A 21,540-nucleotide genomic window follows, 5' to 3' on the forward strand; every position below is an offset into this window, starting at 1 on the left:
GCGGATTGATCTGTCAGCGCGTCATTTTCCGCGCATCGCCGCAGGATGCCCTTGCAGTTCAAACGACTTCCCCGTCGGCACCAGCGTATCCCCATCGACCCGCAGGATCGTGATGTCCTGGTCGATGAAATTCCCCACGTAGAGGTACTTGCCGTCCGCGCTCCACACCGCGCCTTCGGGCAGGCCGCGCACCACCACCTCGTTGGCGCGCGTGACCTTCTTCCCGTCGATCTTCAGCAGCACGACCGAGCCGTTGCGGTTGTAGAAGTAAGCGTTCTTCGCCGAGTTGCTGCCGCGCAGGATCACCGCGACTGCATGCCGGCCGGTCGGGCTCACGGCCAGGCCCTCGGGTCCGTCGCCGACCACCACCTTGTCGATCACGCGCGGCGGCGCGGCTTCCAGGTCGATCACGCTCACCGTGTCGACCTGCCCGTCCGACGCCCCCGAGTTGCCGTTGTCCGCCGTGAGCGCGAGCTTGCCGTCGGGCGTGACGTCCACGTTGTAGGGCCAGAGGCCGGCCGCGAGGTCCACCTTGTTGTAGCTGACCTTCTCGCCGTTCACTTCGAGCAGCGCGATCTTGTGGGCCGGGAACTTGGCGACCAGGGCCCGCTTGCCGTCGGGCGTGAAGCGTACGTGCGCGACCGAATCGTTCATGGCCACGGTGTCGATGAGCGTCACCTTCTTGCCCGCGATGCGCAGCACGCTGACCGAGTTGTCGGCGCGATTGGCCACCAGCGCGAGCGTGCCCGCGCGGTTGATCGAGAGGCCCGAAGGCTGCTTGCCCAACGTGAGCGTGTCGATGAGCTTGGGCGGCGTGGTGGTGAGGTCGATCACGAAGAGGCGGTTGTCGGGCACCTGCTTCCTCACGCCGTTTTCCTCGACCACGTTGAGCGAGTTCGCGACCAGCGCGAGCGTTTCGCCGGGCGTGATCGCAAGGTTGGTCGGCGGGCCGGCGATGGTGTTGTCCAGCTGCAGCGTGCCGACGACTTTCGGTGCGAGCGGGTCGGTGCCAATGTCGAGCACCTGCACCGTGTCGCGCCCCATGGGACCGAGGATGACGGCGCCCGCGTCGTTCCACGACTGCTTCTCGTCGTTGGCCACGATCATCAGCTGGCGCTGCGGCATGGTGGGGGTGAGGTTGGTGCAGCCCGAGAGCGCGGCCAGGGCAAGGGCGGCCAATGCGGCCGGGTGAAACTTCATGGTGCGTGTCTCCGTTGTTGTGTGTCGTTGTCGTGCGCGCCGAGTGGCCGCTGCGCATCGTAGCGGCACAATCGTTCGACCGAACACCCCAGAGCAAGCCGCATGACCATCGAGATATCCAAGGAAGCGCGCCAGCAGGCCATCGCCTCGATCGAGCGCTATTTCAACGAGAACATGGAAGAGAAGATCGGCAACATAGCGGCCGGCGCGCTGCTCGGCTTCTTCTTGGAGGAGGTCGGTCCCATCGTCTACAACAAGGCCGTGGCGGAGGTGCAGGAGCGGCTGCAGTCGCGCATCTCGGAAGTCGATCTGGAAGTGCACGAGGACGAGTTCCAGTACTGGCGCAAGTTCGACAGGCAGAAGAAGGGCCGCTAGACGTGGCGCCATACCGCAGCCTCGATCACATCGTCATCCGCGCGAAGGCTGCCGAGCCGCTGTACGCGCTCTTCGGTGAAGCCTTCGGGCTGCCCGTGTCCTGGCCGTTGCAGCACAGCGGCTTCGCGAGTTTCGGTTGGGTGAATGTCGGCAACACCAACCTCGAGATCTGGGCGGCGGCGAGCAATGCCGACCTGCCTTCGGACGTGCCGCTGCCCCTCGTGCAAGGCCTCGCGCTCGACCCCGAGGACTTGCAGGCCGGCATTGCAGGGCTGGCGCAGCGGGGCATCGAATGCAAGGCGCCGAAGGCGTTCCGCACGCAGAAGGACGACGGTACCTTGGTCGACAACTTCACGAACTCGGTGGTGCTCGACGTTTCTTCCGACGCATGCTGCGTCTTCTTTTGCGCCTGGGGTGCGGAAGACACGATCTATCCGTGGAAGGAAAAGCTGGACGCCCTGCAGCGCAAGGCGAGGGACGAGGCGATGTTCGCCCGGTGCGCGGGCGGCGCGTTGGGCCTCGTCGGACTGGCCCAGGTGCGGCTCGCGGTGCCCGACGTGCCGACAGCCGAACGGGCGTGGCGTGCATTGACCGGTTCGCAGCAAACGCCCATCGCGTTGACGCCCGACATCGCATTGCACGTCGTGGCGGGTGCGCGCGGCATCGAGACGATCGAGTCGCTGACCTTCGGCGTTCGGTCGCTGGCCGAAGCCAGAGCATTTCTGTCCGCGCGACATTGGTTGGAAGGCTCCGCGCCCGATGAGCTTGTGCTTGCCCGGTCCGCTTGCGAAGGGCTCGATCTGCGGTTTGTCGAAGTCCCAGCGTAGCGCGCACGCATCGCCCGCCATTCAAAGATGCTTCCAAACGTTGCAGAATCCCAAGCCATGCAACTCCACCGCCTGCCCACCCGCTTTTCGCCTTCTTCGCTGCTGCGAACCCTCGTCGCCGTGCCGCTCGTGCTGGCCGCATCCCTCGCAGTCGCCCAGCAGGAGCCGCCCTCGGCATTTCCCCTGGACGCCGCCGGCTACCTGAACGAGGAGCTGCCGCGCATGGAGGCCGCCATCGCCGCCAGGGACCGCAGCTTCTTCCACGGCGCGATGGCGCGCACGGTGCAGTTCACCGAGCGTTGGGGCTTCAAGGTGAAGGCCAATCCGGACCTCGCGGCCTACCCGATGTGCACCTCGGCGGTGATGGACTATGTGGTCGTCGGCATGTGCAAGCTGACGCCCGGCGACGAGGTCTGCGAGCCGGGGCTGGCGCCACGTTTCGATGCCAATGTGAAGCAGTGCCGCGAACTGGCGGCGCAAAAATAGCGGTCCGATCTTTCAACGAAGAAAAAAGTCCTCGTCTCTCGGGCGCAGGACGGAGACACCATGGACTACACCCGCTACCAGACCCTCGCCATCACCCGCCGCGGCGCCAACGGCACCGTGCTCGACATCCAGATGCGCGCGTCCAACGGCAAGCTGCCGACCGCCGGCCATGACGGCCACCGCGAACTCGCCGAGATCTGGCGCGACCTCTCGGCCGACGACACGGTGCGCTGCGCGGTGTTGAGGGGCGAAGGGCTGGGGTTCTCGGGCGGCGGCGACCTTTCGCTGGTGCAGGACATGGCCACCGACGACGCCATCCGCCAGCGCGTGTGGAAAGAGGCGCGCGACCTCGTCTACAACATCATCAACTGCGACAAGCCGATCGTGAGCGCCATGCACGGCCCGGCCGTGGGCGCGGGGCTGGTGGCGGGCCTCTTGGCCGACATTTCCATCGCCACGAAGAGCGCGAAGATCGTCGACGGCCACACGCGACTGGGCGTGGCGGCGGGCGACCATGCGGCCATCGTCTGGCCGCTCCTGTGCGGCATGGCCAAGGCCAAGTACCACCTGCTGCTGTGCGAGCCGGTGAGCGGCGAGGAGGCCGAGCGCATCGGCCTGGTGTCGCTCGCGGTGGACGAGGCCGACCTGCTGCCGCGCGCCTACGAGGTGGCCGACCGGCTCGCGGCCGGCAGCCAGAGCGCGATCCGCTTCACCAAGTACGCGCTCAACAACTGGCTGCGCCAGGCTGGGCCGACCTTCGATGCCTCGCTGGCGCTCGAATTCATGGGCTTCGCGGGGGCCGATGTGCGCGAGGGCGTGGCGTCGCTGCGCGAGCGGCGCGCGCCGAACTTCGGCTGAAGAAGACGAAGTCCGGCCTGCGGGATCAGGCCTTCTTCAGGCCCTGGAGCGTCTGCAGCAGCACGACGCGCGTCTGCCCCAGCACCATGCCCTTCCACTCGTCGTTGTCGCAATAAAACGCGTCGCGCAGCCCCTGGCGGATCTCGCGCTTCTGCGCTTCCGGCGCCTCGGGATGGCGGCGCAGCCAGGTGTCGGCGCGCAGGCGAAGCAGCACTTCCAGATCGGGCAGCGTGCCGAACTCCAGGCCCATCGGCGCGACGCGGGCGTTCGGGCATTCGTCGTACGCGGTCGAGATGACGGGGCCCGACACGTCGGCCGATGCCGAGTCGCCGGCAAAGGGCGCGAACACGTCGGCGCCCCACCAGGCATGCGCCAGCGCGAGGTCTTCGGGCGTGTTGCGGCCCGGGTAGATCTTCTCGCCGTGGCCGTAGGGGCCGAGGCCGGTGTGCACGTCGATCCAGCCGAGGTGGGTGGCCGATGCCGCGTACTTGCGCAGGATCGCGCGAATGGTCTTGTTGCTCCAGGACGGCGCGGTGCCGCCGTAGAACAGGCCGTCGGGCGAGGTGTACTGGCCCTTGGTCACGGCCGCGCGGAAGGCGGTCATGCCGTGCTTGCCGATGTAGGCGGCCACGGCCGCGTCGTCGGCGGGTGTCGGCGGCCAGGTGGCGGGCAGCACCAGCGGCTCGACCTCGGCATAGCCGGCGTTCACCGGCAGCGGCGCATTGAAGTCGATGTGGTTGCGGTTCAGGTCGATGTTGTCTTCGTTCGTGCGGTGCAGGTGCGAGAAGCCATGCGGGTTGACCGCATGCACCAGCAGCAGCGCCACGCCGGCCTGTTCGAGGCGTGAGAGCAGGTCGGCATCGTGCAGCGTGGCGACCTGCGCGCCCGAGCCGCAGAAGCCTTCGGGGCCGTGCGTGCCCGAGGTGACGAGCAAGACCTTCTTCGCGTCCTTCGCGCCTAGCAGCGCCACGTCGGTGGCGAGTTCTTCGCCGAGCGCGCCGCGGTGCGCGGGATGCACGAACGATTCGATGGCCGCGCCGCGTTGTGCCGCGGCGTCGAGGAACTTGGCGCGGGCTTCGACATACGTGCCGGAGAAATAGCGCGTGGCGGCGGTGCGTTGTGTTTGCATGGGGTGGGGCTCCTGGGCGTGTACGTGGGAATCGTGGGAATGTTTTTTCAGGCCGGCGCGTGCGCGTCCGCGGCGTCGATGTCGCGGCCCGTGTGGTCGCGCAGCCAGATCAGGCCGCCCAGCGAAATCACCGTCATCGCCACGAGGTACCAGGCCGGCGCGAGCTTGCTGCCGGTGGCGTTGACCAGCCAGGTGCTGATGAACGGCGCGAAGCCGCCGAAGAGCGCCACGCCCACGCTGTAGACCAGCGACATGCCGCTCGCGCGCACGCGCTTGGGAAACATCTCCGGCAGCATCGTGATGCCCGGCACCGTCTGCACCACGAGCCCGACGCTGAACACGCCGAGCACGACGAACAGCACCAGCGGCGTCGGCGAGGCGTTGAGCCACAGGAAGCCGGGGTAGATCAGGATCGCCATCACGATGCGGCTCCAGAAGATGAGCGTCTTGCGGCCGACGATGTCCGAGAGCTTGCCTACGAACGGCGCGAGCGCGAACGAGAGCAACCCTGTGAGCGCCGCGCCGAAGAGTGCCACCGAGGGCGTGAGGCCCAGCTCGCGCACGGCATACGTGGGCATGTAGAAGGTGACGACATACGCGGCCGTGGTGCCGCCGACGATCGCCAAGATTGCGGCCAGCACCGTCTTGCCGTGCTGCGTGCAGACGATCTTCAGGCTGCTCTCGCGCGGCGCGGCCGCCTGCTCTGGCGAGATGTGCAGTGATTCTTCGAGGTGGCGGCGGATGTACATGCCCACCGGCGCGATCAGCATGCCGATGATGAAAGGCACGCGCCAGCCCCAGCTCTGCATCGCCTCGGGCGTGAGCGAGAAGGTGAGCGCGCCCACCACGATGGCGCCGAGCATCACGCCCAGGCCCTGGCTCGCGAACTGCCAGCTCGCCATGTAGCCGCGGTTGGCGGGCGTGGCGTGTTCCACCAGCAGCGTGGTCGATGCACCCACTTCGCCGCCGGCCGAGAAGCCCTGGATGAGCCGCGCCAGCACGATGACGATCGGCGCCGCGACGCCGATGGCCGCGTAGGTGGGCGTGAAGGCGATGAGCGCGCAGCCCAGCGCCATCAGGAAGATGGTGAGCGTCATGGCCTTCTTGCGGCCCGCGCGGTCGGCGTAGGCGCCGATCACGATGCCGCCCAGCGGCCGCATGACGAAGCCGACGCCGAAGCTCGCCACCGTCAGCAGCAGTTGGCCGTACGAATTGAAGGTCGGAAAGAAGAGCTTGCCGATCACGAGCGCGAGGAACCCGTAGACCGTGAAGTCGAAGAACTCGAGCCCGTTGCCGATGGTGGTGGCGACGATGGTCTGTCGCCGGCGGGCGGACGAGGGCTGCGTGCTTGGGATGCTCATGTCTCTCCAGTTGTGCTTTGTGTGTGATCTGGTCGGAAGGTCGCTCGACCGCGGCGGATGCTAGAGACTTGGTGCTGTCATGAAAAGACAATAATTGGGCGACAACGATAACTTTTGGTTGTCATACCCCGGTGCCTTGAGCGATGAAGCCCAATCAGTTGCACGCCTTCGTGGCGGTCGTCGAGCAGATGAGCATCCGCGCCGCCGCGCGCGTCCTGGGACTCTCGCAGCCGGCGGTGACCAAGATCGTGCGCGAGCTGGAGCGCGAGGTCGGCGCGCCGCTGGTGGAGCGCAGCGTCAAGGGCGTGCGGCTCACCGAGTTCGGCAAGGCCTTCGCGCCGCGCGCGCGGCTGCTCTTGGCCGACATGGCGCGGGCCCGCGACGAGATCGCGCAGATCCGCGACGGCGCGACAGGCTCGGTGTCGATGGCGGTGAGCGCCTCGTTCGCGCTCACCGTGCTGCCCGCCGCCTTCAAGGATTTCCACACGCGCCTGCCCGCAGTCGACGTGCAGTTCAGCGAAGCGGTGCTGCCCTGGATGCTCGCGCGGCTGCGCGACGGGTTCCTCGATTTCGCGGTGGCCCACGTGGTGCCCGGCACGCTCGATGCGCAGTTCGAGGCGGTCGAGCTGTTCCCGGTGAAGCTGGTGGTGGGCCTGCGCGAGCGCCATCCGCTGCGGGACGCGCGTTCGCTGCACGACCTGTATGCCGGCGAATGGATCCTGCCGGGCGACGACCACCGCGGGCGCGAGGCCGTCTCGCCGCTCTTCACACCGCTCGGCCTGCCGCCGCCGGCCCGCATCATCCAAGGGCAGTCGGTCACGGTGGCGCTGGGGCTGGTGGGTCACATGGACCTCATCGGCCTTTTTGTCGAGCCGCTGGTCAAGCTGACGTTCAAGCGGCACGGCATCCGGCGCATCGACGTGGTGGAAACGCTCCCCACGCTGAACGTGTGCGTGGTGCGGCGGCGAGGGCAGCTGTCGACGCCGGCGGCGCAGCATTTCATCGAATGCATCCAGCGCGCTTCAGCGGCTGCGATGGGGGGCTAGGGCGGCGGGAAGTCGATGCCCGGTCCGCCCGTCTTCCAGGGCGCGTACTTGGGCATGGCGCGGGCGAACAGATCGGAGGCGGTCCACGCGGACAGCCAAGCATGCAGGCGCGGCCAGGGCTGGGCATCGAACCATGTGGCATCGACCATCGCGAACTGGCGCACGAAGGGCATGAGGGCGGCGTCGGCCAATGTCGCGTGCGTGCCGGCCAGATGAGGTGACACCGAGAGCCGGGCTTCGAGATCGCGCAGGAACGCCGCACCGCGCTCACGCGCCGCATGTTCCGCATCGTCGAATCGGTTGGGGTACTTGTAGCGGTCGAGCTGTGGCTTGAAATCGCCATCGCACGCGGCGACCAGCGCGAGCAGGTCATCTAGCGTGCCGGCATCGGGCTGCAGCCAGCGCTGCGGATCGTTGCGCCGCAGGGCCCACAGCATGATGTCCAGGCTCTGTTCGATCACCGTGCCGTCGGCCATCACCAGCACCGGTACCGTGCCCTTTGGCGATGCGGCCAGCATCTCGGCGGGTTTGTCGCGCAGCACGATCTCGCGCAACTCGCAGGGCGTGTTGCTCGCGATCAACGCGAGCCGGGCCCGCATCGCATAGGGGCAGCGGCGGAACGAATAGAGAACGGGGAGGGCGGTGGCGGAAGACATGCGAGCGGGCGATTTTCCGCCAGCGCGAGCGACTCGCGCCCGGCCGGGTTTTTCCACACAATGAGCCATGGCCGAACGCCTCTTCCTGCGCCTCGATGACGACCCTCTGCACGGCCCCGAATCGGGCGTGCCCGCCGGCACGCTGCGCGCGGTGCCGGTGAGCGCCGCGTTGCAGGCGCATGTCTCCCACATCCTGCTCTACCGCGAGACCTTCGCGGCGGGACACGAGGTGCATGAACGCGTGCTGCCCGATGGCGCGGTGCGCCTGGTCTTCAATCTTGGCGATGCGCCTTCCGCGGGCGATGGTGCGGGGCTGCCGGTGGAGGCGATCGGCGCCTCCGCCGCGCCGGTCGTGGTGCGCATGCGGGACACGGTGGAGGGAATCTCCGTCACGCTGCGGCCCGGTGCGGCGGCTGCACTGCTGGGCTTGCCTGCCGGCGAGATTGCGGGTCAGGCCGTGCATCTAGACGAGCTCTGGCAGGGCGGTGCGGCCGAGTTGCTGGCGCGCATGGCCGAGGCACCCGACGATGCCGCGCGGGCAGCGTTGCTCCAGTCTGCGCTGGAGCGCCGGCTGCGCGGTGGCGGCGGTGCCGTTCACGCCGCCGCGATGCACGCAGCCCGCCTCATCGCCGAATCGGGCGGGCGGAAACCGTTGCGCGATGTGGCTGCGGCCGTCGGTGTCGGCGAGCGGCGCCTGCAGCAGCTTTTCCACGCACACGTCGGGCTGTCACCACGTGCCTGGGCGCGGCTCGCGCGACTGCACGACTGCCTGCGCGCGCTTCGGCTGCAGTCCGCGCCGGCCTGGGCTGATGTCGCGGTCGAGAGCGGCTTCTACGACCAGTCGCACCTGGTCAACGAATTCCGCGCGCTCTGCGGCGTCACGCCGACCGAGTTCATGGGGCACGCGATTTCGGGTTCTTCCAAGACGCCCGGCTGAGGGCGCACTATCTTCGTCGGCGTTCAAACCAAGGAGCACTGGATGACGCAGAACGAGAACACGAAGAACCGCCCGCTGAAGGATTGCATCGCCGTGGTCACCGGGGCGAGCCGCGGCGCGGGGCGCGGCATCGCGATGGAGCTGGGCGCCGCCGGCGCCACGGTGTACGTCACCGGCCGCAGCACGCGCGCGCAGCCCGCCGACACCTATGGGCAATTGCTGGCGCTGTCGGACATGCCGGCCGTGCCCGGCAGCATCGACGACACCGCCGATGAAGTCACGCGCATGGGCGGACGCGGCATCGCCGTGCGTTGCGACCACACCCGCGAAGAAGATGTGAAGGCACTCTTCGCGCAGGTAGAGCGCGAGGCGGGCCGCATCGACCTGCTCGTGAACAACGCATGGGGCGGCCACGAGACCTTCACCGGCGTGTTCGACGCGCCTTTCTGGGAGCACCCGCTCGCCAACTGGGATTCGATGTTCGACCGCGGCGTGCGCAACCACTTGGTGGCCAGCCGCTCGGCCGCGCCGCTGATGGTGCGCGCCAAGCGAGGCCTGATCGTAACCACCACCTTCTGGGACCGCGGCCGCTACATGAAGGGCAACCTCTTCTACGACCTCGCAAAAGCCTCGATGACGCGGCTGGCCTTCGGCATGGCCGAGGAGCTGAAGCCGCACGGCGTGGCCTCGGTCGCTGTGTCGCCGGGCTGGATGCGCACCGAATTCGTGCTGGCCGGCCACAAGACCGACGAGGCGCATTGGCAGGAGCGGCCCGCGCTCGCGGGCACCGAATCGCCGCGCTACCTCGGCCGCGCGGTGGCGGCGCTGGCGGGCGATCCGCAGGTGATGGAGAAGACGGGCGAGGTGCTGCGGGTGGCCGACCTGGCGAAGGCGTATGGCTTTACCGACATCGATGGCCGGCAGGTGAAGGCCTTCGAGATGTAAAGATGCAGCGATAGTGGGCGGGGCGAAGATCAAGTGCAACCGTGTTGCACTTGATTCCTATAATGCAATGCTGTTGCATATCCAAAGAGCGCGCCCCATGACCCATCGCCTCCCCGTCACCGTCCTCTCAGGCTTTCTCGGCGCCGGCAAGACCACCTTGCTCAACCACATCCTCCACAACCGCGAGGGGCGCCGCGTGGCGGTCATCGTCAACGACATGAGCGAGGTCAACATCGATGCGGCGCTGGTGCGCGACGGCGGCGCGCAGCTCTCGCGCACCGACGAGAAGCTGGTCGAGATGAGCAACGGCTGCATCTGCTGCACGCTGCGCGAAGACCTGCTGATCGAAGTGAACCGCCTCGCGAAGGAGGGCCGCTTCGACCAGCTGGTGATCGAGTCCACCGGCATCTCCGAGCCCCTGCCCGTGGCCGAGACCTTCACCTTCGCGGGCGAGGACGGCAAGAGCCTGGCCGACGTGGCGCGGCTGGACACCATGGTGACGGTGGTCGATGCCTTCAACTTCCTGCGCGACTACGGCTCGCCCGACAGCCTGGGCCAGCGCGGCCAGTCGCTGGGCGACGAAGACACGCGCACGGTGGTCGACCTCCTGATCGAGCAGATCGAGTTCTGCGACGTGCTGGTGGTCAACAAGACCGACCTCGTCACGCCCGAGGAGCGCGAGCAGCTGATGGCGATCTTGCAGAGCCTGAACCCGCGTGCACGCATCGAGGTGTCGCAGTTCGGCCGCGTCGCGCTCGATCGCGTGCTCGACACAGGCCTCTTCGATTTCGAGCAAGCGGAGCAGGCGCCGGGCTGGCTGGCCGAACTGCGCGGCGAGCATGTGCCCGAGAGCGAGGCATACGGCATCCGCAGCTTTGTCTATCGCTCGCGCCTGCCGTTCCATCCGAAGCGCTTCTGGGACCTGGTGCAGAGCGAGTGGGAAGGCGTGGTGCGCTCCAAGGGATTCTTCTGGCTCGCGAGCCGCGCCACGCGTGCCGGTTCGTGGTCGCAGGCCGGCGGCGCTTGCCGTTACGGCGCGGCGGGCTTCTGGTGGGCGGCGGTGCCGCGGGAGCACTGGCCGACCGAGCCGGATGCGCTGGAGACGATCCAGAAGAACTGGGACCCGGCAACCGGGGATGCGCGTCAGGAGCTGGTGCTCATCGGCATTGGCATGGACGAGGCCGCATTGCGTGCGCGGCTGGATGCGTGCCTGCTCACCGAAAACGAGATGCGCTTCGGCGCCTCGTGGTGGCAGAACCTGCCCGATCCGTTCCCGTCCTGGAACGTCTGACCGCGTTCAGCGCGCGCAGTCGCCGCAGGTGCCGTGCAAGGTGAGCGCGGTGTGGCGGGTGTCGATGCCTTGCTTGCGCAGCGCCCTGCCGAGCCGGCCCATCACCTTGGGCAGTTCGGGGTCCGACGGCAGCGCCAGCACCTTGTGGCACTGGTCGCATTCGAAGGTGTTGCCCGATGCCGCCTCGACGTGCCGCGCAAAGCGGTTGACCCGGTCGGCGCCCACGCGGCGGTCGCACAGGCCCGCTTCGACGAGGCGGTCGAGCACGCGGTAGATGGTCACGCGGTCGGGGGCTTCGCCGGTGGCCGTGGTGTAGGCCGCGGCCACTTCCTCGTGCGTCAGGGGTTGGGAGGTGTGCCGGAGCAGTTCCAGCACCGTCTGGGCGGCGCGCGTGACGCGCAGGCCGCTTTCGCGCAGCAGGGTTTCGCTGTCGAAGGCGGCGGCTGCGGCGGCGAGCGGGGGCTTCGGGTGCGGGTTCGGGGTCTTCATGGGAAACGCGATTGTGTTGCATCTTCGGGTCCCGTTGGGCAAAGCGGCAAAAATCGCCCGCCTGCCAGGCCGGAAATCGCCGGCATCGCGCAAGGCGTTCCGACGCCGCCGCGGGGCCGCATATGCCCGGATGCACCTAAGCATCTGACGAATGGGTCGTTCGCGCGAAGGCGGACGCGCGACAGAATCGCGCGCTTTGTCTTTTGCAACCGAAAGTCCTCCATGCGCGTCCTCCCCTGGCTGAAAAAACCGCTCCTCGCACTGGGAGCCGGTGCGCTGTTGTCGTTGGGCGCGCAGGCGCAGCAGACGCCGGCCGCCTATCCGTCGAAGGCCGTGCACATCACGGTAGCCAACACGCCCGGCAGTTCGCCCGACGTGCTCGCCCGCTACCTGTCGCAGCGCCTGTCCGAGCAGTGGAAGCAGCCCGTGGTGATCGACAACCGCGCCGGGGCGGCGGGCATCCTGGCGGCCGACGGCCTCGCCAAGGCGCCGGCCGACGGCTATTCGCTGCTGGTGGGCGCCGACGGCCCGATCACCATCCTCCCCAATCTCCAGGCCGGTCTGCCCTACGACGCGCGCCGCGACCTCGTGCCGGTGGTGTCGCTCGGGCAGATCGATTTCGTGCTGGTCGCGAATCCGAAGACGGGCTTTCGCACCGTGGCCGATTTTGTGCGCGCCGCCAAGGCGCAGCCTGGGCGCATCAACTACGCCTCGGCCGGCAACGGCAGCCCGCAACAGCTCAGCATGGAACTGCTCAAGCAGAAGACCGGCATCTACGTCACCCACATCCCGTACCGCGGCGGCCCGCTGGGCATGCAGGACGTGATTGCCGGGCAGATGGACGTGATGTTCATCGCGGTCGGCCCGGCGCTGCAGCACATCCGCGCGGGCAAGCTCGTCGCGCTGGGCACCAGCGGCGAGAAGCGCCATGCGCTGCTCCCTGAGGTGCCGACCGTCGCCGAGACCTACGCGGGCTATCGCTCGGGCACCTGGTTCGGCCTGTTCGCGCCGGCCCGCACGCCGCAGCCCGTGCTCGACGCGATTGCCGCCGACGCCGGGCGCATCGTGCAGACGCCCGCGGCTCGCGCCGACCTCGCGCTGCAAGGCATCGAGGCCACGGGTTTTCCGCAGCGGCAGTTCCAGCAGCAGGTGTCGGCCGAGTACGAACGCTATGCGCAGATCGTGAAGGCGACAGGCATCAAGGCCGAGTAACCCGGCTAGCGGATTGAGCGGGACAGCGCCTTGGCGAAATCCGCGACATCGTCGTCGCGGCACACCTCCGCCGCCATCGGCGCCTGTCCGCCCGCCACGGCGACCAGCGCCATCGCCTTCTTGGGGCAGAGGCCCAGGCAGGTCGATTGCACGACGCGCAGGCGACCCGGCACATGCACCAGGTCGCGCTTCAATTCCTTGCGGACCTGTTTCGCCTTGAGTTTCGTGGGGCCGTCGCTGCGCTCTTCACAGTCGCCGCAGACCAGCACGACGCCCGAAAGCTTGATCTCGACCAGGGGAGGGGAATGGCTCACGTGCTTCTTTCCTTTTTTCTTTCCTTTTGTTTCGGCCCATCTTGGGCGCCAAGGCACGCCGCGCAAGTCAGCCGACCGCCCGAATGCGCTAAGGTGCGGCCATCCGAAGCCCTGAATACCTTTGCCCGACCATGTCCCGCCTTCCCATCGAAATCGAAACCGCCCCGAACCCCATCGCCTCCGTGATCCTGATGCACGGCCTGGGCGCCGACGGCAACGACTTCGTGCCGATCGCCGGTGAGCTCGACCTGTCCAGCGTCGGCCCGGTGCGCTTCGTGTTTCCCAATGCGCCGGTGATTCCGGTCACCCTGAACAACGGCTACCAGATGCCTGCCTGGTTCGACATCGCAGGCCCCGATTTCAACGTGCAGGAAGACGCCACGGGCCTGCGCCGCTCGCAGGCCGCCATCGAGGCGCTGATCGCCAACGAAAAGGCCCGCGGCATTCCCGCCAACCGCATCGTGGTGGCCGGTTTTTCGCAGGGCTGCGCGATGGCGCTGCTGACCGGACTGCGCCACACCGAACGCCTGGCCGGCATCGTCGGCCTTTCGGGCTGGCTGCCGCTCGCGGCCAGCACCGCGGCCGAGCGCCATGCGGCCAACCATGACACGCCGGTGTTCCTCGGCCACGGCCGGCAGGACCCGATGGTGCCGCTGGCACGGGCCACGCAATCGCGTGACGCGCTCATCGCCTTGGGCTATACCGTCGAGTGGCACGACTACGCGATGGCGCACTCGGTCTGCATGGAGGAAGTGGCCGACCTGAACGATTTCCTGCTGCGCGTGCTGGCCTGAAGCGCCAAAGCGCCAAAAGGCCGCCGCGGCAACCCATGAAGAAAGGAGACATCCCATGATCCTCGTCATCGGACACGCCCTCGCCAAGCCCGACACCCTGCAGGCGATGCTGGCCATCAGCGTGGAGCACGTGCTGCGCTCGCGCGCCGAGCCCGGCTGCATCTCGCACGAAGTCACGACCGACGTGCAAGACCCGTTGCGGCTGACGTTCGTGGAGCGCTGGAGCGACATGCCCGCGCTGCAGACGCACTTTCGCGTCGATGCCTCGCGCGCCTTCGGCAAGGCGCTCGCGGCCATGGCCGACGGCACGCCGGAGATCCACGTCTACCAGTCGGACGAGATAGACCTGCGGGCAGGCCGCGCCTAGCCCGCATTTTTCTCTACAGAAAAGGCCTTTGGCCCCCACGGTGCCTATGCGGGGAGCTATCAAAAAAGTAGCGGGCGAGAACCTAGCTGGAAACGGGATTCCCTGCACGAGCGTTGCCCGCGCACCCGTGCTACCTTCCAGCCCCTCAGAAGATTGATGGGTCATAACAATATGAGCAACAGATTGCAGGAGAGGCTGGGTGCCCTTTCAGCCGCACGCCTGAAGGGCATGCGCCGTGGCATCGAGAAGGAAAGCCTGCGCGCGCTGCCCGACGGCAAGCTCGCGCTGACGCCGCATCCGCTGGCGCTGGGCTCGGCGCTCACGCATCCGCACATCACGACCGACTTCAGCGAATCGCAGCTCGAGCTCATCACAGGCGTGCACGCCGGCGTCGAATCGGCGCTGGAAGAATTGACCCAGGTTCACCAGTTCACCTACCGCGTGCTCGACCAGCTGGGCGACGAGCGCCTCTGGGTCTCCAGCATGCCCTGCGGCCTGCCGACCGACGAGACCATTCCCATCGGGCGCTACGGCTCCTCGAACGTGGGCCGCGCCAAGAGCGTCTACCGCATGGGCCTGAGCCACCGCTACGGCCGCCGCATGCAGACCATCTCGGGCATCCACTACAACTGGTCGCTGCCCGATGTGTCGAGCGAACAGTACTTCGCGCTGATCCGCAACTTCCGCCGTCACGCCTTTCTCTTGCTGTACCTGTTCGGCGCTTCGCCGGCCCTGTGTTCGAGCTTCGTCGCGGGCCGCCCGCACGAGCTGCAGCCGCTGGGCGACGGCAGCATGTTCATGCCGCACGGCACGTCGCTGCGCATGGGGCGCCTGGGCTACCAGAGCGATGCGCAGGCCTCGCTGGCCGTGAGCTACAACAGCCTCGACGGCTATGGCGCCTCGCTGCAGGACGCGCTCACCCGCCCGTGGCCGGCCTACGAATCCATCGGCATCCGCAACCTGGGCGGCGACTACAACCAGTTGGGCACCAGCCTGCTGCAGATCGAGAACGAGTTCTACGGCACCATCCGCCCCAAGCGCGTGATCAACCCCGGCGAGCGTCCGCTGCATGCGCTGCGCGAGCGCGGCGTCGAGTACGTCGAGGTGCGCCTCATGGACCTCGACCCCTTCGAGACCGTCGGGATCAACGCGCAGACCATGCGCTTCATCGATGTGTTCCTGCTGCATTGCCTCTTGAGTGACAGCCCCGACGACACCCCCGAAGAAATCGCCGACCTCGCGCGCAACCAGCACCTGACCGCCGCGCGCGGCCGCGAACCGGGCCTGCGCTTGTCGCGCGGCGGCAGCGAAGTGACGCTGACGGACTGGGGCATCGAACTGGTCGAAGAGTGCCTGCCCATCGCCGCCGCGCTCGACGCGGCGCAGGGCGGCACGCTGCACACCGACGCGGTGAATGCCGCCCGGGCCGCGCTGCAGAACCCCGACAGCCTGCCCTCGGCCCGCGTGCTCGCGGCCGTCGAGCAGCAGCACGCCAACTCGTTCATCGGTTTCGTGCGCGCCCAGTCGGAGCAGACCCGCGCCGCACTGCTGGCCCTGCCGTTCTCGGCCGAGCAGCAGGCTGCATTCGAGCGCATGACCGCCGAGTCGATTCAGGAGCAAAAGCGCATCGAGGCGGCCGACACGATGCCCTTCGAGATCTACCGCGAGCAGTACGTCTCGCCCGCGCGGCTGGGCATCGCCCGGGGGCGGATGGCCGTCGCGGCCTGATACCAAAGCCTTCAGCGTCGTTCGGCGTCCGTCGGCGCCACCATCCTCAGACGACAGCGGTGGTGGCCGATGGCCTACAGGCATTGGCCCGCATGGCCCACCGCGCGCCACGCCTGCGCTGCGAGGATGCGTTGCATGCACAGCGCAAGTACCGTCCCCCTGGTTTCATCATGACGTTCAAGGCCTACCTCGTCGAGGACAGTCCCGTGATCCGCGAGAACCTCGTCGGATTCCTGGAGGATGTGGCCGATGCGGAGGTCGTGGCCTCCGCCAGCACCGAGGAAGAAGCCGTCGCCTGGCTGCGCCAGCACCGCGACGGCTGGGACCTGACCATCGTCGATCTCTTCCTCAAGCGCGGCAACGGGCTGGGCGTGATCAACGCCTGCCGCAACCGCTCGCCGCACCAGAAGGTGGTGGTGCTCAGCAACTACGCCACGGCCGACATGCGCGACCGCTCGACCCAGCTGGGCGCCGACGCCTTCTTCGACAAGTCGGCCGAACTCGACCAGCTGGTGGCGTACTGCGCCACCATGCAGCCGTCGCCCGGGTGACTGGCACGCTCTGCCTGCGGCACTGGTGCCAGGATCTTTTGGGGTAAAACGCCACGCTGCCGCACAGCGGCAAGGCGCAGACACTCCCCCCAACGAAAGCAGCAGAGAAGAGAGCGACTCATGAGCAACAGCATCGACTTCAAGGGCCGCGTGGCCATCGTGACCGGCGCGGGCGGGGGCCTCGGCCGCCAGCATGCGCTGGCCCTGGCGGCGCGCGGCGCCAAGGTGGTGGTCAACGACCTGGGCGGCGCGCGCGACGGCTCGGGCGGTTCGGTGAGCGCCGCGCAGGCGGTGGTCGATGAGATCGTGGCGGCCGGCGGCGAAGCCATCGCCAATGGCGCATCGGTGACCGACTTCGAAGCGGTGCAGGCCATGGTGCAGCAGGCGGTGGACGCCTGGGGCCGCGTCGACATCCTGGTCAACAACGCCGGCATCCTGCGCGACAAGAGCTTCTCCAAGATGGAGATCGCCGATTTCAAGCTGGTGGTCGACGTGCACCTCATGGGCGCGGTGAACTGCACCAAGGCCGTCTGGGCGCTCATGAATGCGCAGAAGTACGGCCGCATCGTGATGACCACCTCGTCCTCGGGCCTGTACGGCAACTTCGGCCAGAGCAACTACGGCGCCGCCAAGCTCGCGCTCGTGGGGCTCATGCAGACGCTGAGCATCGAGGGCGCGAAGAACGACATCCGCGTGAACTGCCTCGCGCCCACCGCCGCCACCCGCATGACAGAGGACCTGTTCCCGAAGGAAATGCTCGAGGCCTTCCAGCCCGACGCGGTGGTGCCCGCCATGCTGGTGCTGGCCTCGCAGGACGCGCCCAACCGCACCGTGCTCTGCGCGGGCGCCGGCGTCTTCGAGGCGGCGCACATCACGCTCACGCAGGGCGTCTGGCTCGGCAGCGGCCCGGATGCGCCCGAGCAACTGGCCGCGCGGCTGGCCGAGGTGACCTCGCGCGAGGGTGAGGTCGTGCCGCAGAGCGGGGCGACGCAGGGCAGCAACGAAGTCGGCAAGGCGATGGCGGCGAAGGTCGACAAAGCCTGAAAGGCCTGAAGAGCCCCAACTGCCGCCCTGTTCATGGCGCTTGACCTAGAGCGCACTCGAGCATTTCCAATGAATTCACCGGGACTTCCGGTTCATTCAACTGCCGAGGAAAAAACCATGAACACGAGCGACAACAAGGCCCTGGTCCAGCACATCCACGCCGAGCTGGACAAGGGCAACGGCCAGGCCTTCATCGACAGCCTGGCCGACGATGCCAGTTGGACATTGGAGGGCACCACGCCCTGGTCGCGCACCTACGCGGGCAAGGAAGCCATTCGCGAGGAGCTGATCAAGCCGCTGTTCGCACAGTTCGCCGCGCCGTACGCGAGCAAGACCGAGCGCATCATTGCCGAGGGCGACCGGGTGGTGGTGCTCTTCAGCGGCGATGTGCCCACCAAGGCCGGCAAGCGCTACAACAACCGCTATTGCTACGTCTACCGACTCGAAGGAGGCAAGGTGAAAGAGCTGACCGAGTACTTCGACACCGCACTGGTGCAGCAGGCGCTCGAGGCGCCGCCGGCGGCCGCGCATGCCGGCTAGCGTGACTGGAGAGAAGACCGCACCGGCCGCACCGGTGGTGAAGGGCACGCCCTTCCACATCGGCGAACTGGCCACGCGCACCGGCCGCACGGTGCACGCCATCCGCTGGTACGAAACGCAGGGCCTCGTGCCCGGCGTGGCGCGCGACGAGGGCGGGCGGCGCCTCTACGGCGAGCTGCACGTCGGCTGGCTCGACCTGATGGAGCGCCTGCGCCGCACCGGCATGTCGATTGCAGAGATGCGCGAATACACCGCGCTCGCTTTGCAGGGCAAGGCCACGCTGCAGCAGCGCCGCGACATGCTCGCCGCGCACCGCGCGCGCGTGACCGAAACCATTGCAGACTGGAAGAAGGCGCTCACGCTGGTCGACCGCAAGATCGACTTCTACGACGCGTGGATGGCGAGTGGCCAGCGCCCGCCGCTGATTCCTGCGGAGACGCCGCGCGCCGCGCCGCCGAAGCGGCGCAAAACGGCTTGACCGGCGCCGCTATTCGGCGACGAAGCCGCTGTCCTTGCGGATCGAATCGCGGTCGCGGTGGTTGTTCAGGCGCCCCAGCGTGCTGTCGAGCAGCCGCTTGAGCTTGTCGGCCGCGCCGCGGAAGGCCTCGTCGAGCGTGTTGGCGTGCTGTGTCACGGCCAGCGGTTTGTGGTGGGCCAGGCGCGCTTCCATCACGCAGCGCTTGTCGCCGCCGCCGGCCTTGTCGTGGTTTTCGTCGCTCAGATGCACCTCGACGCGCGTCACGTCTTCGACGAAACGGCTCAGCTGCTGCTTGATCTCGGTGTCGGCCCAGCGTTCCAGCGTGTCCTTGTTTTCAATACCGTTGCTCGTGTTGACCTGAATCTGCATGCAATGTCCCTGCTGGATGGATGAACGAAGGTCCACTGTGCGCCCTTGGGCACCATGCCGTGCGTAGGTCTATTCCCTACCCACGCGCCGGGCAGGGTCCGCAATGTCGCGATGCGGGCGGTTTTGCTCAGCCTCTTAGCTCTGGATGTAGCTGGTGAGCTGGTCGATCGTCTGCTCGTGCTCGCTGATGATGTCGTCCATCAGGTCCTGGATGGAGATCATGCCCACCACCTTGTCGCCGTCGACCACCGGCAGGTGGCGGAACTTGCGCTGGCTCATCAGCGCCATGCAGGCGCGGGTGCGGGTTTGCGGGGTGACGGTCATCACGTCGGGCGTCATGATCTCCGAGACCTTCATCTCCTTGGAGTTCTTGCCCTGCAGCGCGACCTTGCGGGTGTAGTCGCGTTCGGAGAGAAAGCCCACGAGCTTCTCGCCGTCCATCACCATGAGCGCGCCGACCTCGAAGCGGGCCAGCGTGGCCAGCGCATCGAACACGCTGGTGTCGGGCGAGGTGCGCCAGGCGGCGGAGTCATGGCGCTTGAGCAGTTCGGAGACGGGTTTCATCGCGGTCACTCCATCAGAAAGTTTCGATTCGACCGACGCCGCAGGCGCCGCACTCGGTCAAATCATAGGGGCGGACAAGCCCCTCGCGATGCAAAACCCTCTAGGGGATTGCGCGTGTGTGCCACGCGCCAGAAGCCGGCGAGAACTTAAGGTGTCGCGGCCAGCACGCGGCTGAGCGCCACCGGATCGCCCACCACCGTCTTCACGAGGCCCTTGTCGTCGAAGTTGACCTGGTACTCCGACCAGCTGTCGCGCCAGTAGCGCCAGGTCACCGCCTCGAGGCTGGGGTTCTCGCCGGCCACGGGATAACCGATGGCCATGAGCACCTGCTCGCGCGTCATGCCGGGCATCACCTTGCCGGCGCGGATGGCGGTGCTCACCGCGGGCGGGAAGGCCGCCATCTTCTGCTTCGGGTCTTCGGTGACCACATAGCGCTTGGCGAAGTCGATCAGCGTGATGTTGCGGCTGTAGTCGTTCTTGATGCGCTGCGGCTTGCCCGCGAGGTCGAGGTTGAAAAAGCGGAAGTCGTAGCCCGTGATGCGCGCCGGCGTGCCCACGGCGACGATGCTCGTGCCCTGCTCGTCGTAGTTGATGTCGCTGATCGAGTCGCCGTAGGTGCGCATGTTGCAGCACAGGAAGCCGCTGGTCAGCGGGCCGGGCGGCGGGGAAGGGCGCTGGGCATGAACGACGGACACGGGCACGACGGTGGCTGCCAGCAAGGCGGCAGCGGCAAGGCGCTTGAGCATGGATTTCCCTCGGAGTTTTGTTGGAATGCTGCAGGACGCAGCGCCGCGGATTCTAGGGTTGCAGCTATTGAAAAGATAGCATCGGGTCGCTGTTCAGGTTCCCGGTTCACAATGCGCACCCGGCCTCCGAGCCGTCCCTTCCAAGTCAGCGCGACAGAAAGAGCATCCATCGATGGCGATCCAGTGGTTCCCCGGGCACATGTACACGACCCAGAAGGCCATCACCGAGCGGGTGAAGGACATCGACGTGGTCATCGAATTGCTCGACGCGCGCCTGCCCGGCTCCAGTGCCAACCCGATGCTGGCCGAGCTCACGGCCGGCCGGCCGACGCTCAAGGTGCTCAACAAGCAGGACCTGGCCGACCCCGCGCGCACCGCGCTCTGGCTCGCGCACTACAACGCGCTGCCCGACACGCGCGCCATTCCGCTGGACGCCAGCCTCACCACGCCAGCGCAGCAGATCGTCAAGGCCTGCCACGACCTCTCGCCCAACCGCGGCGGCATGGCCAAGCCGATGCGGGTGCTGATCTGCGGCATTCCGAACGTGGGCAAGTCGACGCTCATCAACACGCTGACGGGCGGGCGCAAGGCCAAGACCGGCGACGAGGCCGGCATCACCAAGCTGGAGCAGCGCATCACGCTGGCCGACGACTTCTACCTGTGGGACACGCCCGGCATGCTGTGGCCGCGCATCGTGGTGCCCAAGAGCGGCTACAACCTCGCGGCCAGCGGTGCGGTGGGGCGCAATGCCTTCGACGAGGAGGAAGTGGCGCTGGAACTGCTCAACTACCTGAAGACGCATTACGCCGGCGGCATCGCGGCGCGCTTCAAGCTGATCGAGCTCGACGCCGCGACCATCGCCGGCATGAAGGACGAGGACGTACTCGACACCATCGGCCGAAAGCGCGGCGCGCTGCTGGGCAAGGGCCGGGTCAACCTGCAGAAGGCGGCGGAAATCGTGATGCACGAATTCCGTGCAGGCAATCTCGGGCGCATCACGCTCGAGACGCCCGAGGAATTTGCCGCGTGGCTGGCCGAGGGACAGCGCATCGATGCCGAGCGTGCGGCGAAGAAGGCGGCGCGCGGGAAGAAGGGCAAGGCCAAGCCCGAAGCTGCTCCCGACCAGAACATGTGAAACGAAGGCCGCCGCGCTGTCCGCTGGTGGCGCGCAGGCACAGCCGTTCTCACGCGGCTCTCCCCGCTCCGTGCCCGACGCGCCCGCCGCGCGGTGGC

Annotated in this window: 26 protein-coding genes; 17 read left to right on the forward strand and 9 right to left on the reverse strand. The window is 67.6% G+C overall.

Going from position 1 to position 21,540, the window contains the following annotated elements:
* Nucleotides 1-21 precede the first annotated feature (21 nt).
* On the reverse strand, nucleotides 22-1,200 hold the full coding sequence (locus QFZ83_RS06420; protein ID WP_307503995.1) for a YncE family protein: 1,179 nt from the start codon (nucleotides 1,198-1,200) through the stop codon (nucleotides 22-24).
* A gap of 102 nt (nucleotides 1,201-1,302) precedes the next feature.
* Here QFZ83_RS06420 and QFZ83_RS06425 point away from each other — a divergent pair, with 102 nt between their 5' ends.
* The 4 genes from QFZ83_RS06425 to QFZ83_RS06440 are packed head-to-tail and all read left to right on the forward strand — an operon-like array spanning nucleotide 1,303 to nucleotide 3,746.
* Nucleotides 1,303-1,575: a DUF2164 domain-containing protein gene (locus tag QFZ83_RS06425; RefSeq protein ID WP_307503998.1), complete on the forward strand. Its 273-nt coding sequence runs from the start codon at nucleotides 1,303-1,305 to the stop codon at nucleotides 1,573-1,575.
* Nucleotides 1,576-1,577: 2 nt separating this feature from the next.
* Nucleotides 1,578-2,402 carry a hypothetical protein gene (locus tag QFZ83_RS06430; protein WP_307504001.1) on the forward strand — a complete coding sequence of 275 codons (825 nt, stop codon included), beginning with the start codon at nucleotides 1,578-1,580 and terminating at the stop codon, nucleotides 2,400-2,402.
* 57 nt (nucleotides 2,403-2,459) lie between these two features.
* Nucleotides 2,460-2,888, forward strand: a complete 429-nt coding sequence (locus QFZ83_RS06435; RefSeq protein WP_306883207.1) for a hypothetical protein — start codon at nucleotides 2,460-2,462, stop codon at nucleotides 2,886-2,888.
* Between the two features lie 60 nt (nucleotides 2,889-2,948).
* Complete coding sequence (locus tag QFZ83_RS06440; protein WP_013542585.1) at nucleotides 2,949-3,746, forward strand: enoyl-CoA hydratase/isomerase family protein; 798 nt, start codon at nucleotides 2,949-2,951, stop codon at nucleotides 3,744-3,746.
* A gap of 25 nt (nucleotides 3,747-3,771) precedes the next feature.
* Here the strand turns inward: QFZ83_RS06440 and QFZ83_RS06445 are convergent, their stop codons facing one another.
* Nucleotides 3,772-4,875 carry a M14 family metallopeptidase gene (locus QFZ83_RS06445; RefSeq protein WP_307504004.1) on the reverse strand — a complete coding sequence of 368 codons (1,104 nt, stop codon included), beginning with the start codon at nucleotides 4,873-4,875 and terminating at the stop codon, nucleotides 3,772-3,774.
* 47 nt (nucleotides 4,876-4,922) lie between these two features.
* On the reverse strand, nucleotides 4,923-6,236 hold the full coding sequence (locus QFZ83_RS06450) for an MFS transporter (protein WP_307504007.1): 1,314 nt from the start codon (nucleotides 6,234-6,236) through the stop codon (nucleotides 4,923-4,925).
* Between the two features lie 143 nt (nucleotides 6,237-6,379).
* Here QFZ83_RS06450 and QFZ83_RS06455 point away from each other — a divergent pair, with 143 nt between their 5' ends.
* Nucleotides 6,380-7,282 (forward strand): LysR substrate-binding domain-containing protein, encoded by a 903-nt coding sequence (locus QFZ83_RS06455; protein WP_307504010.1) that lies wholly within the window; start codon nucleotides 6,380-6,382, stop codon nucleotides 7,280-7,282.
* Here QFZ83_RS06455 and QFZ83_RS06460 read toward each other — a convergent pair.
* On the reverse strand, nucleotides 7,279-7,938 hold the full coding sequence (locus tag QFZ83_RS06460; RefSeq protein ID WP_307504014.1) for a glutathione S-transferase: 660 nt from the start codon (nucleotides 7,936-7,938) through the stop codon (nucleotides 7,279-7,281). The genes QFZ83_RS06455 and QFZ83_RS06460 overlap by 4 nt on opposite strands.
* 67 nt (nucleotides 7,939-8,005) lie before the next feature.
* Here QFZ83_RS06460 and QFZ83_RS06465 point away from each other — a divergent pair, with 67 nt between their 5' ends.
* The 3 genes from QFZ83_RS06465 (at nucleotide 8,006) to zigA (ending at nucleotide 11,111) form a co-directional block, all read left to right on the forward strand.
* Nucleotides 8,006-8,875 carry a helix-turn-helix transcriptional regulator gene (locus QFZ83_RS06465; RefSeq protein WP_307504017.1) on the forward strand — a complete coding sequence of 290 codons (870 nt, stop codon included), beginning with the start codon at nucleotides 8,006-8,008 and terminating at the stop codon, nucleotides 8,873-8,875.
* A gap of 42 nt (nucleotides 8,876-8,917) precedes the next feature.
* Nucleotides 8,918-9,820 carry an SDR family NAD(P)-dependent oxidoreductase gene (locus tag QFZ83_RS06470; protein ID WP_307504021.1) on the forward strand — a complete coding sequence of 301 codons (903 nt, stop codon included), beginning with the start codon at nucleotides 8,918-8,920 and terminating at the stop codon, nucleotides 9,818-9,820.
* Nucleotides 9,821-9,917: 97 nt separating this feature from the next.
* Nucleotides 9,918-11,111, forward strand: a complete 1,194-nt coding sequence (gene zigA / locus QFZ83_RS06475; RefSeq protein WP_307504023.1) for a zinc metallochaperone GTPase ZigA — start codon at nucleotides 9,918-9,920, stop codon at nucleotides 11,109-11,111.
* A gap of 6 nt (nucleotides 11,112-11,117) precedes the next feature.
* On the opposite strand, the gene QFZ83_RS06480 is transcribed toward zigA, so the two are convergent.
* Complete coding sequence (locus QFZ83_RS06480) at nucleotides 11,118-11,600, reverse strand: Fur family transcriptional regulator (protein WP_307504027.1); 483 nt, start codon at nucleotides 11,598-11,600, stop codon at nucleotides 11,118-11,120.
* Between the two features lie 222 nt (nucleotides 11,601-11,822).
* On the opposite strand from QFZ83_RS06480, the gene QFZ83_RS06485 reads away from it, so the two are divergent.
* The gene (locus QFZ83_RS06485) at nucleotides 11,823-12,812 is read left to right on the forward strand and encodes a tripartite tricarboxylate transporter substrate binding protein (RefSeq protein ID WP_307504030.1); all 990 of its coding nucleotides are present in this window, start codon (nucleotides 11,823-11,825) and stop codon (nucleotides 12,810-12,812) included.
* Nucleotides 12,813-12,817: 5 nt separating this feature from the next.
* On the opposite strand, the gene QFZ83_RS06490 is transcribed toward QFZ83_RS06485, so the two are convergent.
* A complete protein-coding gene (locus QFZ83_RS06490) occupies nucleotides 12,818-13,126 on the reverse strand; it encodes a hypothetical protein (protein ID WP_307504032.1) in 309 nt (102 codons plus the stop codon).
* A 131-nt stretch (nucleotides 13,127-13,257) separates the two neighbouring features.
* On the opposite strand from QFZ83_RS06490, the gene QFZ83_RS06495 reads away from it, so the two are divergent.
* The 7 genes from QFZ83_RS06495 (at nucleotide 13,258) to QFZ83_RS06525 (ending at nucleotide 18,628) form a co-directional block, all read left to right on the forward strand.
* On the forward strand, nucleotides 13,258-13,920 hold the full coding sequence (locus QFZ83_RS06495) for an alpha/beta hydrolase (RefSeq protein ID WP_307504035.1): 663 nt from the start codon (nucleotides 13,258-13,260) through the stop codon (nucleotides 13,918-13,920).
* A gap of 55 nt (nucleotides 13,921-13,975) precedes the next feature.
* Nucleotides 13,976-14,287: a putative quinol monooxygenase gene (locus tag QFZ83_RS06500; RefSeq protein ID WP_307504038.1), complete on the forward strand. Its 312-nt coding sequence runs from the start codon at nucleotides 13,976-13,978 to the stop codon at nucleotides 14,285-14,287.
* Between the two features lie 171 nt (nucleotides 14,288-14,458).
* A complete protein-coding gene (gshA, locus tag QFZ83_RS06505) occupies nucleotides 14,459-16,015 on the forward strand; it encodes a glutamate--cysteine ligase (protein ID WP_307504041.1) in 1,557 nt (518 codons plus the stop codon).
* Nucleotides 16,016-16,185: 170 nt separating this feature from the next.
* Nucleotides 16,186-16,566 (forward strand): response regulator transcription factor, encoded by a 381-nt coding sequence (locus QFZ83_RS06510; protein WP_041943897.1) that lies wholly within the window; start codon nucleotides 16,186-16,188, stop codon nucleotides 16,564-16,566.
* A gap of 120 nt (nucleotides 16,567-16,686) precedes the next feature.
* Nucleotides 16,687-17,610, forward strand: a complete 924-nt coding sequence (locus QFZ83_RS06515; protein WP_307504045.1) for an SDR family NAD(P)-dependent oxidoreductase — start codon at nucleotides 16,687-16,689, stop codon at nucleotides 17,608-17,610.
* A 117-nt stretch (nucleotides 17,611-17,727) separates the two neighbouring features.
* Entirely contained in the window at nucleotides 17,728-18,150 is a 423-nt protein-coding gene (locus QFZ83_RS06520) for a nuclear transport factor 2 family protein (protein WP_307504047.1), read from the forward strand.
* Nucleotides 18,140-18,628, forward strand: a complete 489-nt coding sequence (locus QFZ83_RS06525; RefSeq protein WP_307504051.1) for a MerR family transcriptional regulator — start codon at nucleotides 18,140-18,142, stop codon at nucleotides 18,626-18,628. The genes QFZ83_RS06520 and QFZ83_RS06525 overlap by 11 nt, the downstream gene beginning before the upstream one ends.
* A 9-nt stretch (nucleotides 18,629-18,637) precedes the next feature.
* Here QFZ83_RS06525 and QFZ83_RS06530 read toward each other — a convergent pair whose 3' ends face one another.
* The 3 genes from QFZ83_RS06530 to QFZ83_RS06540 form a co-directional block, all read right to left on the reverse strand.
* Entirely contained in the window at nucleotides 18,638-18,997 is a 360-nt protein-coding gene (locus QFZ83_RS06530) for an HPF/RaiA family ribosome-associated protein (protein ID WP_013542568.1), read from the reverse strand.
* Nucleotides 18,998-19,132: 135 nt separating this feature from the next.
* Nucleotides 19,133-19,561, reverse strand: coding sequence for a CBS domain-containing protein (locus QFZ83_RS06535; RefSeq protein ID WP_306883191.1), 429 nt, complete (start codon nucleotides 19,559-19,561; stop codon nucleotides 19,133-19,135).
* 146 nt (nucleotides 19,562-19,707) lie between these two features.
* Nucleotides 19,708-20,307 carry a cell envelope protein SmpA gene (locus tag QFZ83_RS06540; RefSeq protein WP_307504054.1) on the reverse strand — a complete coding sequence of 200 codons (600 nt, stop codon included), beginning with the start codon at nucleotides 20,305-20,307 and terminating at the stop codon, nucleotides 19,708-19,710.
* 172 nt (nucleotides 20,308-20,479) lie between these two features.
* Here QFZ83_RS06540 and ylqF point away from each other — a divergent pair, with 172 nt between their 5' ends.
* Nucleotides 20,480-21,442, forward strand: a complete 963-nt coding sequence (ylqF, locus tag QFZ83_RS06545) for a ribosome biogenesis GTPase YlqF (RefSeq protein WP_307504057.1) — start codon at nucleotides 20,480-20,482, stop codon at nucleotides 21,440-21,442.
* Nucleotides 21,443-21,540 lie beyond the last annotated feature (98 nt).

The organism is Variovorax sp. W1I1, from assembly GCF_030815625.1.
Taxonomy (GTDB): Bacteria; Pseudomonadota; Gammaproteobacteria; order Burkholderiales; family Burkholderiaceae_C; genus Variovorax; species Variovorax paradoxus_C.

What these genes read in the sequence shown, in the direction of transcription:
- QFZ83_RS06420 (WP_307503995.1), bottom strand. Translation starts at nt 1,200, where the DNA reads ATGAAGTTTCACCCGGCCGCATTGGCCGCCCTTGCCCTGGCCGCGCTC.
- QFZ83_RS06425 (WP_307503998.1), top strand. Translation starts at nt 1,303, where the DNA reads ATGACCATCGAGATATCCAAGGAAGCGCGCCAGCAGGCCATCGCCTCG.
- QFZ83_RS06435 (WP_306883207.1), top strand. Translation starts at nt 2,460, where the DNA reads ATGCAACTCCACCGCCTGCCCACCCGCTTTTCGCCTTCTTCGCTGCTG.
- QFZ83_RS06440 (WP_013542585.1), top strand. Translation starts at nt 2,949, where the DNA reads ATGGACTACACCCGCTACCAGACCCTCGCCATCACCCGCCGCGGCGCC.
- QFZ83_RS06445 (WP_307504004.1), bottom strand. Translation starts at nt 4,875, where the DNA reads ATGCAAACACAACGCACCGCCGCCACGCGCTATTTCTCCGGCACGTAT.
- QFZ83_RS06450 (WP_307504007.1), bottom strand. Translation starts at nt 6,236, where the DNA reads ATGAGCATCCCAAGCACGCAGCCCTCGTCCGCCCGCCGGCGACAGACC.
- QFZ83_RS06455 (WP_307504010.1), top strand. Translation starts at nt 6,380, where the DNA reads ATGAAGCCCAATCAGTTGCACGCCTTCGTGGCGGTCGTCGAGCAGATG.
- QFZ83_RS06460 (WP_307504014.1), bottom strand. Translation starts at nt 7,938, where the DNA reads ATGTCTTCCGCCACCGCCCTCCCCGTTCTCTATTCGTTCCGCCGCTGC.
- QFZ83_RS06465 (WP_307504017.1), top strand. Translation starts at nt 8,006, where the DNA reads ATGGCCGAACGCCTCTTCCTGCGCCTCGATGACGACCCTCTGCACGGC.
- QFZ83_RS06470 (WP_307504021.1), top strand. Translation starts at nt 8,918, where the DNA reads ATGACGCAGAACGAGAACACGAAGAACCGCCCGCTGAAGGATTGCATC.
- zigA (WP_307504023.1), top strand. Translation starts at nt 9,918, where the DNA reads ATGACCCATCGCCTCCCCGTCACCGTCCTCTCAGGCTTTCTCGGCGCC.
- QFZ83_RS06480 (WP_307504027.1), bottom strand. Translation starts at nt 11,600, where the DNA reads ATGAAGACCCCGAACCCGCACCCGAAGCCCCCGCTCGCCGCCGCAGCC.
- QFZ83_RS06485 (WP_307504030.1), top strand. Translation starts at nt 11,823, where the DNA reads ATGCGCGTCCTCCCCTGGCTGAAAAAACCGCTCCTCGCACTGGGAGCC.
- QFZ83_RS06495 (WP_307504035.1), top strand. Translation starts at nt 13,258, where the DNA reads ATGTCCCGCCTTCCCATCGAAATCGAAACCGCCCCGAACCCCATCGCC.
- QFZ83_RS06500 (WP_307504038.1), top strand. Translation starts at nt 13,976, where the DNA reads ATGATCCTCGTCATCGGACACGCCCTCGCCAAGCCCGACACCCTGCAG.
- gshA (WP_307504041.1), top strand. Translation starts at nt 14,459, where the DNA reads ATGAGCAACAGATTGCAGGAGAGGCTGGGTGCCCTTTCAGCCGCACGC.
- QFZ83_RS06510 (WP_041943897.1), top strand. Translation starts at nt 16,186, where the DNA reads ATGACGTTCAAGGCCTACCTCGTCGAGGACAGTCCCGTGATCCGCGAG.
- QFZ83_RS06515 (WP_307504045.1), top strand. Translation starts at nt 16,687, where the DNA reads ATGAGCAACAGCATCGACTTCAAGGGCCGCGTGGCCATCGTGACCGGC.
- QFZ83_RS06520 (WP_307504047.1), top strand. Translation starts at nt 17,728, where the DNA reads ATGAACACGAGCGACAACAAGGCCCTGGTCCAGCACATCCACGCCGAG.
- QFZ83_RS06525 (WP_307504051.1), top strand. Translation starts at nt 18,140, where the DNA reads ATGCCGGCTAGCGTGACTGGAGAGAAGACCGCACCGGCCGCACCGGTG.
- QFZ83_RS06530 (WP_013542568.1), bottom strand. Translation starts at nt 18,997, where the DNA reads ATGCAGATTCAGGTCAACACGAGCAACGGTATTGAAAACAAGGACACG.
- QFZ83_RS06535 (WP_306883191.1), bottom strand. Translation starts at nt 19,561, where the DNA reads ATGAAACCCGTCTCCGAACTGCTCAAGCGCCATGACTCCGCCGCCTGG.
- QFZ83_RS06540 (WP_307504054.1), bottom strand. Translation starts at nt 20,307, where the DNA reads ATGCTCAAGCGCCTTGCCGCTGCCGCCTTGCTGGCAGCCACCGTCGTG.
- ylqF (WP_307504057.1), top strand. Translation starts at nt 20,480, where the DNA reads ATGGCGATCCAGTGGTTCCCCGGGCACATGTACACGACCCAGAAGGCC.